Source organism: Nonomuraea sp. NPDC004702 (assembly GCF_053601695.1).
In genome coordinates, this window is sequence record NZ_JBSGCE010000045.1 from 63122 (window position 1) to 73192 (window position 10071).

The following is a 10071-nucleotide window of genomic DNA, read 5'->3' on the forward strand; positions in this document are numbered from 1 at the left end:
TGATGAAGAAGGCTGAAGTATCATCAGGTTTCCTGTCAATGCCTGGCTGGGATACTGTTCGTCATGGCCAGCGCCCCGCCCCGCCCCACCCCGTCGCTGCTGTACGCCGTCAAACGGCTCGAACTGGCGATCAGGTCGCGCCTGGACGAGATGCTGCGCGGCGCGGCCGTGACCACGCCGCAGTACACGGCGCTCACCGTGCTGCAGCACAAGGACGGGGTGACCGCCGCCCAGCTCGCCCGCGACTCCTTCGTCACCCCGCAGGCCATGGCCGACGTGATCGGCGCCCTCGACCGGCGTCACCTCATCCGCCGCTCGCCCAACCCGGCCAACAAGCGGGAACTGCTGCTCTACCTCACCGACGAGGGCCGGGCGCTCCTCGACGCCCACGCCGAGGCCGCCGCCGAGCTTGAGGACCGCATGATCTCGGGCCTGTCGCCCGAGCAGGCCGACACCTTCCGCACCGCCCTCACCGTGGCGTGGACGACTCTGCGCCCGCCCAGAAAGTGATCACTTCCCGGCTCCCGGCACGGAGCGGGGATCGGAGGAGGCCCGGACGTCGAACCTCGCCTGGAGCAGCCGGCCGCCCGCGACACCGCGGCCCTCGATGAGGTCGACGAGCATCCCGACCGCGATGTCGGCCGTCTCGACCGGCAGGAAGCTGAGCGTGCTGACGGGCGGATCCGTGAACGGCGCCGTGGGGTCCTCCGTCGCGCAGACCAGCAGCAGGTCGCCGGGCACCGACCTGCCGAGCTTGCGGATCCGGTCCAGGAGCAGCGACGGACTGACCTCGACGAGCACGACCAGCGCGTCCGGCGGCTCGGGATCACTCAGCAACCCCTCCACCGCGGCCAGCGTCGGTTCGAACCCGGGGCCGTCGAGCTGGGCCAGCAACGGGTCGCGGCCCCTTTCCGCACTCCAGTCGAGATAGGCCCGGACGGAATCACGGTGGTAGCAGGCCGTGGTCGGGGCGCCGACCGCGGCGATCCGCCGGGCGCCCCCCTCCTCCAGGTGGTCGAGCACGCCGCGCAGGGCCGCGCCGTAGTCGAAGTCGACCCACGGCCACGGTGTCCCCGCCACGGCTCTGCGGTCGGAGACCACGGCCACCCCCGCGGCGAGAAAGTCCCCGACCAGAGGGTCTCCCTCGACCGGATCCACCACGAACACGCCGTCGAGAGGCAGGTCCGTCCAGTAGTCGTCGGGGCCGGTGGTGGGCAGCAGCACCACGCCGTATCCGTGGGTCATGCCCGCGCGGGTGGTGGCGGCGGTCAGCCGGGCGAAGTAGGCGAGCTCGGTGTAGAACCACGGATGCTCGACGAACTCGCGGGCGGCGAGGCCGAGCAGGCGTGAGCGCCCGGCGCGCAGCCGCCGCGCCGTGGCGTTCGGCCGGTATCCGAGCCGGCGCGCCACCTGCCGGACATGCTCGCGGGTGGCGTCGGGGAGGCGGCCGGCGCCGTTGAGCGCGTCCGAGACGGTGGTCTTGGACACCCCCGCCGCGCGGGCGACGTCCACCAGGCGCACGCGCGCGCCGACCTTACGCTCTGGCTCTTCCATGGGTCCGATCTTTGCAGGATGTCAGCCGATTCGCCACCTCGCTGACCGTTGCTGAATCGTTCCTTCAGTGTCTTGTGCAGGAACGTTCCTTCACCAATACTCATGGCACTTTCCCGCACGAGGATGAGGTGGTCCGATGCGTACCGCTCGACTCGCCGCCGCGGCGCTGGCCGTACTGGCGGCCACTGCCTGTGGAGGGGGCGCGGCCGCCCCGAAGGCCGCCGGCTCCGCAGCCTTCACCGTCACGGCGGACCTGCCGCCGGCCAAGGGCCCGGTGGATGCCGTGACCTGGGCGCTCTACGCCGAGCCGCAGTCGCTCGACTACGCCTACGCCTTCGATTACCCGCCCAACACCGTGCTCGCCAACGTGTGCGAGCAGCTCATGCGGATCACCCCCGGCTTCCGGGTGGAGCCGGGCCTGGCCGGCAAGGCCGAGTCCCCGGACCCCCGGCGCTGGGTGTACACGATCCGCCAGGGCGTGCGCTTCCACGACGGATCGCCGCTCACCGCCGACGACGTGGTGGCGAGCATGCGGCGGCACATGGATCCGGCGGTGGGTTCGTACTGGGTCTCGTCCTACCAGAACGTCAAATCGGTGGAGAAGACCGGCCCCATGGAGGTCACCGTCCACCTGAAGAAGCCCGACCACCTGTTCAACGAGCAGATGGGCACCTCGGCCGGGACCATCGAGAGCGCCGCGTTCCTGGCCGCGCAGGGCGCCGGGTACGGCACCCCCGACAAGGGCGTCAACTGCACCGGGCCGTACGCCCTCGACAAGTGGGAGAAGGGGCAGGCGATCAACCTGAAACGCTTCGACGGCTACTGGGACCCCGCGCTCAAGGCCAGGGCCGCGACCGTGCGGAACGTCTTCATCTCCGACCCGGCGGCCCGCGTCAACGCCCTGCTCTCGGGCGAGGCGGACGGCAGCTACCTGGTCCCCACCACCGGCTTCACCCGCCTGGGCAGCGCCTCCAGCGGCAAGCTGTACTTCGGCCCGAACACCGCGGCCGTCAGCCTCATCCCGCTCGACCTCAAGGGCACGCTCGGCGACCTGAGGCTGCGCAAGGCGCTGTCCATGGCACTCGACCGCAAGGCCATTCTCCAGGCCAGCGTGGCCGGGGTGGCCACACCGGCGAAGGCGCCCGCGGCGATCGGCGCGTGGGGCATCGCCCCCGAGGCGGCCAAGCAGTACTACGCCAAGCTCCCCGAGCTGAGCACCGACCTCGAAGGGGCCAGGAAGCTGGTCAAGGAGGCCGGCGGGACGGGCAAGAAGATCGTGATCGCCACGAGCACGATGGCTCCCGACATCGGCGTCATCGCCAACGCCGTCCAGGCCGCGGGCCAGGCCATCGGCCTGCGGGTCGAGCAGAAGGCGGTGGCCCCCGACGCCTACTCCGCGCTGTTCTCCGACCCCAAGGCCCGCCAGGGCGTCGACCTGGTCATGACCATCTGGTACGACTCCACCCCCGATCCGCTGGAGTTCTACGGAATCCTGCAGACCGGCAACTTCGCCAACTACGGCGGCTACTCCGACCCCGAGTACGACAGGCTCGTCGACCAGGCGGGCGCCGAGGCCGACCCCGCGGCCCGCGCCGCCGTGGTCGCCAAGCTCCAGGAGATCGCCGTCCGGGACATGGTGTGGATCCCGCTGTACGAGGTGCCGCACAGCATGTTCCTCAACAAGCGGCTCACCGGCGCGCCCACCGGCATCACCCAGCTCGTCTACCCGTGGGCGGCAGCGCTCGGGTCGGCGAACTGATGGGCGCCTTCCTGGCCCGCAGGCTCGCCGGGCTGGTGGCGACGCTGGCCGGGGCGTCGTTCGCGGTGTTCTCCGCCGTGTACCTGGCTCCCGGCGACCCGGCCTCCTTCCTCACCCAGGGGCGTTCGGCCTCTCCGCAGGCGATCGCGGCGATCAGGGCGCAGTACCACCTGGACGATCCGTTCCTCATGCAGTACCTCAAATGGGTCGGCGGCGCGGTGACCGGGGACTTCGGCCGGTCGGTGCAGTTCCGGCAGGACGTGACCGGGCTGCTTCTGGCCAGGCTGCCCACGACGCTCTTCCTGGTCGGCTACGCGGGGCTGCTCATCGTGGTCGCGGGGCTGGTCCTCGGCGCCCTGGCCGCGCTGCGGCCCGGCCCGCTCGACAGGATCGTCCTCATCGGCACCGGGGTGGCCACCGCGACCCCCTCCTTCGTCGCGGCGATCGGGCTGATCTCGCTGTTCTCCGTCCAGCTCGGCTGGTTCCCCGCCTTCGGCAACGGTGCGGGACCGGTCGACCGCGTCTGGCATCTGACCCTGCCCGCGGCCGCGCTCGCCCTGACGTTCGCCGGTCTGCTGGCCCGGGTCACCCGCTCGTCCATGCTGGAGGAGCTGGCCCGCGAGCACGTCGAGGTGGCACGCTCGCGCGGCGTCCAGGAGAACGCGGTGATCCGGCGCCACGTCCTGCGCAACTCTTTCGGCCCGATCAGCACGGTCACCGGCACGGTGATCGCCGGGCTGCTCGTCGCGACCTCGATCGTGGAGACCGCCTTCGGCCTGTCCGGGATCGGGCAACTGCTGGTCAGCTCGGTCACCGTCAAGGACTTCCCGGTCGTGCAGGCCGTCACCACCTTGATCGTCGTCGTCTTCGCGGCGGCCAACCTGCTGGTCGACCTGATTCAGCCGGCCATCGATCCGCGCCTGCGCAGGGCGTAGTGAAGGAGTCCTCTTGACAGCCGTGACCTTCCACCGCCGCTACCGGCTTCCCGCGGACCGGATGACCGTCGCCGGCGTCGCCGTCCTGGCCGTCCTGGTGACGGTGGCGATCCTGGCGCCGGTCGTGGCGCCGCACGACCCGCTCGCCATCGACTTCCCGGCCGCGTTGAGCGGCCCGAGCGCCGATCACCTGCTCGGGGCCGACCAGTCCGGCCGCGACATCCTGTCCCGCCTGATCCACGGCGCGCGGGCGGGACTGCTCGGCCCGCTCCTGGTGGTGACCCTGTCGACGGTGGCGGGCACCCTGCTCGGCGTCCTGGCCGCCTGGACCGGCGGTGTGCTCGACGCGGTCCTGTCCCGCGCCATGGACTTCGTCTTCGCCTTTCCCGCGCTGCTGCTGGCGATCACGCTGGTGGCCATGTTCGGCCCCGGCCTGACCGCGCCCGTCGTGGCGATGAGCATCGCCTACACCCCCTACGTCGGACGGCTGGCGCGCGGCGTCGCCCTGCGCGAGATGTCCCGCCCCTACATCCACGCCTACCGGGTGCAGGGCTGGTCCGGGTGGGTCATCTGCCTGAGACACCTGGTCCCCAATGTCGTCCCGCTGATCCTCGCCCAGTCGGCGATCAACTTCGGCTACGCGCTCATGGACCTCGCGGCGCTGTCCTTCCTCGGGTTCGGCACGCAACCGCCCGTCCCCGACTGGGGCGCCATGATCAACGAAGGGGCCTCCGCCCTGCTCCAGGGCGCCATGCTGCCCGCGCTGGCCCCCGGCGCGGCCGTCGTGATCACGGTGGTGGCCTTCAGCGTCGTCGGCGAGGGCATCGCCGACCGGGTCTCCGGGAGGGAGCGCTGATGCTCCAGATCGACGATCTGACCGTACGGCTGGCGCCCGGCCAGGCGGCCCGGCCCATCCTGGACGCGGTGTCGCTGCGCGTCGCCCAGGGCGAGGCCGTCGGGCTCGTCGGCGAGTCCGGGTCAGGCAAGTCCGTCACCTGCCGGGCCGTGCTCGGCCTGCTGCCCGGACGGACCGCCGTGAGCGGGCGCGTCCTGGTCGACGGCCAGGACGCGCTGGCGCAGACCGCCGCGGGGCTGCGCGACCTGCGCCGCCGCCGAGTAGCGATGATCTTCCAGGATCCGCGAGCGTCGATCAATCCCGTCCGGCGGATCGGCGACTTCGTCACCGAGGGACTGCGGGCGGGCGGGCTGCCGTACCGGCAGGCTCTCGATCGGGCGGAGGGACTGCTGGAGGCGGTGGGCATCGAGGACCCGAAAGCCGCGCTGCGCCGTCACCCGCACGAGTTCTCCGGCGGGATGCTGCAACGGGTGATGATCGCCGGGGCGCTGGCCGCGGAGCCCGACCTGCTGCTCGCCGACGAGCCGACGACCGCCCTGGACGTCACGACGCAGGCGGAGGTCATCGCGATCCTGTCCCACCTCAGGACCGCGCGCGGGATGGGCATGCTGTTCGTCACCCACGACCTGGAGCTGGCCGCGGCCATCTGCGACCGCATCTACGTGATGTACGCGGGCCGGATCGTCGAGGAGCAGGCCACCGGCGAGCTCTTCGCCCGGCCCCGGCACCCCTACACGGCCGGGCTGCTGGCGGCCACGCCCCGGCTGGAGTCGCACGAGCCGCCGCACGGCGTGCCCGGCAGGCCGTTGTCGCTGGCCGAGTCCCCGGCCGGGTGCGCCTTCGAGGCCCGCTGCGGTCTGGCCGTCGAGCGATGCCGGGAGCAACGGCCCGACCTGGAGATCCTGGAACGCGCGCGGGTGGCGTGCCTGAGAGCTGGAGAGCCGGTCCATGACTGAGAACGTGCTGGAGGTCGAGGGGCTGCGCAAGGCGTACGGCCACAAGGCGGCCGTGGACGGCGTCTCCTTCTCGCTGCGGGCCGGCGGCTCGCTCGCCGTGGTGGGCGAGTCGGGCTCGGGCAAGACGACGACCGCGCGGATGCTCGTCGGCCTGGAGATCCCGGACGCCGGGCGGATCAGCGTCGAGGGCCGGAATCGCTCGCGCGCCCCGCGGGGCCGCCGGGCCAGGCTGTCGCGGGCGCGCGAGATCCAGATGGTCTTCCAGGACCCCTACCTCTCCCTGGATCCGCGGATCAGCGTGAGCGAATGCGTGGAGGAGCCGCTACGGCTGCATTTCGCCCTGGACAAGCAGGCCCGGCGGGCCCGGCGCGAGGAGCTGCTGGAGCGCGTCGGGCTCGGCGAGCGTGAGGCCGCCGTACGGCCCAGGCGGTTGTCCGGCGGCCAGCGCCAGCGGGTCGCCATCGCCCGCGCGCTGGCCACCGCGCCGAAGGTGCTGATCCTGGACGAGGCCACCTCGGCGCTCGACGTGTCCATCCAGGCGCAGATCCTCGACCTGCTGGCGCGCATCCGCCGCGACCTCGACATCGCCTACCTGTTCATCACCCACGACCTGGCCCTGGTCCGGCACGCGGCCGACGACATCGTCGTGCTCCACCGCGGCAAGGTCGTCGAGGCCGGGCCGACCGCGCAGGTCCTGGCCGCCCCCCAGCATCCCTACACCCGCCTGCTGCTGCACTCCGTGCCGCGGCCGGGCTGGGATCCCGCCCAGATCGCCGCCGACCGGCGCGCCCTTCAGGAGATCATGTGAGTGAGCTCGCACACCTGTCCGCCACGCAAGCCCTGAAGCTGTTCAGGACCCGGGCCCTGTCGCCCGTCGAGCTCATGACCGCGGTCATCGAGCGGGCCGAGGCCGTCGAGCCGCGGGTCAACGCGCTCAGCGAGACGATGTTCGACGAGGCGCTCGACCAGGCCAGGAAGGCCGAGCGCGCCTACCTCGGCAACGGGTCGCCGCGACCGCTCGAAGGGCTGCCGGTCGCCACCAAGGACGAGCAGCCGATCGCGGGAATGCGCGCCAGCGACGGTTCCCTGGCCTACGCCAGCCACGTCGCCGACACCACCCATCCGGTCGTCGAACGGGTCGTCGCCGCCGGCGGGATCGTCCATGCCCGCACCACCACGCCGGAGTTCTGCTGCGCCGCCTACACGCACTCCCGGCTGTGGGGCCTCACCCGTAACCCCTGGAACCTGGACTACTCGCCCGGCGGTTCCTCCGGCGGCGCGGGCGCGGCCCTGGCGTCGGGGACGGCGACGCTGGCCACGGGGTCCGACATCGGCGGCTCGATCCGGCTGCCCGCCGCGGCCACCGGCACGGTCGGATACAAGCCGCCTTACGGGCGGGTGCCCGCGATGTCGCCGTACAACCTGGACCACTACTGCCATGACGGGCCGATGGCCCGTACCGTCGCCGACTGCGCGCTCCTGCAGAACGTCATCGTCGGGCCGCACCCGGCCGACGTCGTCTCCATCCGCCCCGCCGCGCACCTCCCCGAACGCCTCGGCGACGTCGCGGGGTTGCGCATCGCCTATTCCCCCGACCTGGGGAACTGGGAGATCGAGCCGGACGTCGCGGCCAACACCCGCGCGGTCGCCGACGCGCTGGCCGCGGCCGGCGCCATCGTGGAGCAGGTGGAGGTGCCGTTGCGGCGCGCCGACGTCATGCGCGCGGCCTTCATCCACTTCGGCGCCATCTTCGGCCCCATGGTCGCCGGCGTGGCGGAGACGCACCGCGACGAGCTCACGCCCTACGCCCTCGCCTTCGCCGAGGACTCGCGCGCCGCGCTGGCGCGGGACGGCTTCCTGGCCGGGCTGGAGCTGGAGGGCCGCATCTACGCCGTGATCGGCGACCTGCTCGACCGGTACGACGCGCTGATCTGCCCCACCGCGGGCACCGCCGCGCTGCCCGCGGGCGAGGACTACGTGGACACCAAGCTGACGGTCAACGGGGTCCAGCTCGACCACTACCTGGAGTACTCGCTGACGACCGTCTTCAACATCGCCAGCCGCTGCCCCGTGCTCAACGTCCCGTCCGGTCTCGCGTCGAACGGCGTGCCGACGGGGGCGCAGATCGTCGGCCGCAGCTACGACGACGCGACGGTCTTCCACATCGGCGCCGCCGTCGAACGCGTCCTGCCGTGGCCCACCCGCCCGCAGCTCTGAGGAGACCTACATGACTTTTGCCGACAAAACTGCCGACATCGTGTTCCTCAACGGCCGGGTGCGTCCCATGGCCGGCGCTCCCAGCCGCGCGGTGGCCGTACGCGACGGGCGGATCCTGGCGCTCGGCGAGGTCGAGGAGATGCGCGACCTGGCCGGCCCGCGGACCGAGATCGTCGATCTGGCCGGCCGCACCCTGCTTCCCGGGTTCCAGGACGCCCACGTGCACCCGGTGCTGGCCGGGCTCTCCATGACCCGGTGCGACCTGCACGAGGCGCGGGACGCCGCCGACGCCCTCGCCGTCGTCCGCGCGTACGCCGCGGCCAATCCCGAGGTGCGCTGGATCTCCGGCGGCGGCTGGTCCATGGAATGGTTCCCCGGCGGCACGCCGAGCCGGATCGCCCTCGACGAGGTCGTCCCCGACCGGCCGGTCTACCTGACCAACAGGGACGGGCACGGCGCATGGGTCAACACCGAGGCCCTGCGGCTGTGCGGCGTCCATGACGGAACCCCCGACCCGAACGACGGGCGCATCGAGCGCGAACCCGACGGAACCCCTCAAGGAACCCTGCACGAGGGCGCCGCCTCGCTCGTGGGCAGGCACGTGCCCGAGCCCACGGACGAGGACCTGCTGCGCGGCCTCCAGGCCGGCCAGCGACGCCTGCACCAGGCTGGAGTGACGGCATGGCAGGACGCGATGGTCGGCCCGGAGGTCCAGCGCGCCTACGAAGCCGCCGCCGACGCCTCGATGCTCACCGGGCGCGTGGTCGGCGCCCTGTGGTGGGATCGAGACCGGGGCGAGGAGCAGATCCCCGAACTGCTCGCCCGCCGTACCACCACCGGACGGTTCAGAGCCACCAGCGTGAAGATCATGCAGGACGGCGTGGCGGAGAACTACACCGCCGCCATGACCTCCCCCTACCTGGACGGCTGTGGATGCCGGACCGGCAACAGCGGCATCAGCTTCGTCGGGCCCGAGGACCTGCGCGCCTACGTCACCCGGCTGGACGCCGTCGGGGTCCAGGTCCACGTGCACGCCGTCGGCGACCGGGCCGCCCGGGAGGCGCTGGACGCGTTCGAGGCGGCGCTCAAGGTCAACGGGCGCAAGGGCAACCGGCATCACATCGCCCATCTCCAGGTCGTCCATCCCGACGACGTGCCGCGGTTCGCGGCCCTGGAGGTCACCGCCAACATCCAGCCGTTGTGGGCGGCGCACGAGCCGCAGATGGACGAGCTGACCATTCCCTTCCTCGGCGACCGGCGCGCCGCCTGGCAGTACCCCTTCGGCGACCTCCTGCGCTCGGGCGCCGCCCTCGCCGCGGGCAGCGACTGGCCGGTCAGCAGCCCGGACCCGTTCCTCGGCATCCACGTCGCCGTCAACCGGATGCTCCCCGACGGATCGGGGCGGCCGTTCCTGCCCGCGCAGCGCCTCCCGGTGGCGGCGGCCCTGTCGGCGTACACGATCGGCACCGCCCGGCTCAACCACCTCGACACCCGGACCGGGACCATCGAGCCCGGCAAGCTCGCCGACCTCATCGTCACCGACGCCGACCCGTTCGCCGTACCCCCCGGTGACCTGGGCGGCATCACCGTCCTCGCCACCTACGTGGAGGGACGACAGGTGCACACGCATCCGTCCTTCTGACCGCTCGCCGCCGAGTGAACCGGCCCCCCCATCGAGGATGGGGGAGCCCGGTCAGGATCACGGGGTGGTGCCCATGCCGTACTGGGCCGCCTGCAACGACCACAGCTCCGCGTATTCGCCGCCGAGATCCAGCAGCTCCTGGTGGCTGCCGC

The 10071-nt window shown here is 72.2% G+C and carries 9 protein-coding genes; 8 read left to right on the forward strand and 1 reads right to left on the reverse strand.

Annotated features, from left to right (window positions below):
* The first annotated feature begins 63 nt into the window (after positions 1-63).
* A complete protein-coding gene (locus ACWEJ6_RS38905) occupies positions 64-510 on the forward strand; it encodes a MarR family winged helix-turn-helix transcriptional regulator (RefSeq protein WP_397157481.1) in 447 nt (148 codons plus the stop codon).
* Here ACWEJ6_RS38905 and ACWEJ6_RS38910 read toward each other — a convergent pair whose 3' ends face one another.
* Positions 511-1554 (reverse strand): LacI family DNA-binding transcriptional regulator, encoded by a 1044-nt coding sequence (locus ACWEJ6_RS38910; protein WP_452430382.1) that lies wholly within the window; start codon positions 1552-1554, stop codon positions 511-513.
* Positions 1555-1690: 136 nt separating this feature from the next.
* Between ACWEJ6_RS38910 and ACWEJ6_RS38915 the strand changes: the two genes are divergently transcribed.
* The 7 genes from ACWEJ6_RS38915 to ACWEJ6_RS38945 are packed head-to-tail and all read left to right on the forward strand — an operon-like array spanning position 1691 to position 9919.
* Entirely contained in the window at positions 1691-3313 is a 1623-nt protein-coding gene (locus ACWEJ6_RS38915; protein ID WP_452430384.1) for an ABC transporter substrate-binding protein, read from the forward strand.
* Entirely contained in the window at positions 3283-4248 is a 966-nt protein-coding gene (locus ACWEJ6_RS38920; RefSeq protein WP_452430386.1) for an ABC transporter permease, read from the forward strand. The genes ACWEJ6_RS38915 and ACWEJ6_RS38920 overlap by 31 nt, the downstream gene beginning before the upstream one ends.
* Before the next feature lie 22 nt (positions 4249-4270).
* Positions 4271-5104, forward strand: coding sequence for an ABC transporter permease (locus ACWEJ6_RS38925; RefSeq protein WP_358300013.1), 834 nt, complete (start codon positions 4271-4273; stop codon positions 5102-5104).
* A complete protein-coding gene (locus tag ACWEJ6_RS38930; RefSeq protein ID WP_452430388.1) occupies positions 5104-6060 on the forward strand; it encodes an ABC transporter ATP-binding protein in 957 nt (318 codons plus the stop codon). The genes ACWEJ6_RS38925 and ACWEJ6_RS38930 overlap by 1 nt, the downstream gene beginning before the upstream one ends.
* On the forward strand, positions 6053-6868 hold the full coding sequence (locus tag ACWEJ6_RS38935; RefSeq protein WP_452430390.1) for an ABC transporter ATP-binding protein: 816 nt from the start codon (positions 6053-6055) through the stop codon (positions 6866-6868). The genes ACWEJ6_RS38930 and ACWEJ6_RS38935 overlap by 8 nt, the downstream gene beginning before the upstream one ends.
* Positions 6865-8277: an amidase gene (locus tag ACWEJ6_RS38940; RefSeq protein WP_452430392.1), complete on the forward strand. Its 1413-nt coding sequence runs from the start codon at positions 6865-6867 to the stop codon at positions 8275-8277. Before ACWEJ6_RS38935 ends, ACWEJ6_RS38940 begins: the two co-directional genes overlap by 4 nt.
* Before the next feature lie 10 nt (positions 8278-8287).
* On the forward strand, positions 8288-9919 hold the full coding sequence (locus ACWEJ6_RS38945) for an amidohydrolase (RefSeq protein ID WP_452430394.1): 1632 nt from the start codon (positions 8288-8290) through the stop codon (positions 9917-9919).
* Positions 9920-10071: the final 152 nt, after the last annotated feature.

What these genes read in the sequence shown, in the direction of transcription:
- ACWEJ6_RS38935 (WP_452430390.1), top strand. Translation starts at nt 6,053, where the DNA reads ATGACTGAGAACGTGCTGGAGGTCGAGGGGCTGCGCAAGGCGTACGGC.
- ACWEJ6_RS38915 (WP_452430384.1), top strand. Translation starts at nt 1,691, where the DNA reads ATGCGTACCGCTCGACTCGCCGCCGCGGCGCTGGCCGTACTGGCGGCC.
- ACWEJ6_RS38910 (WP_452430382.1), bottom strand. Translation starts at nt 1,554, where the DNA reads ATGGAAGAGCCAGAGCGTAAGGTCGGCGCGCGCGTGCGCCTGGTGGAC.
- ACWEJ6_RS38945 (WP_452430394.1), top strand. Translation starts at nt 8,288, where the DNA reads ATGACTTTTGCCGACAAAACTGCCGACATCGTGTTCCTCAACGGCCGG.
- ACWEJ6_RS38930 (WP_452430388.1), top strand. Translation starts at nt 5,104, where the DNA reads ATGCTCCAGATCGACGATCTGACCGTACGGCTGGCGCCCGGCCAGGCG.
- ACWEJ6_RS38905 (WP_397157481.1), top strand. Translation starts at nt 64, where the DNA reads ATGGCCAGCGCCCCGCCCCGCCCCACCCCGTCGCTGCTGTACGCCGTC.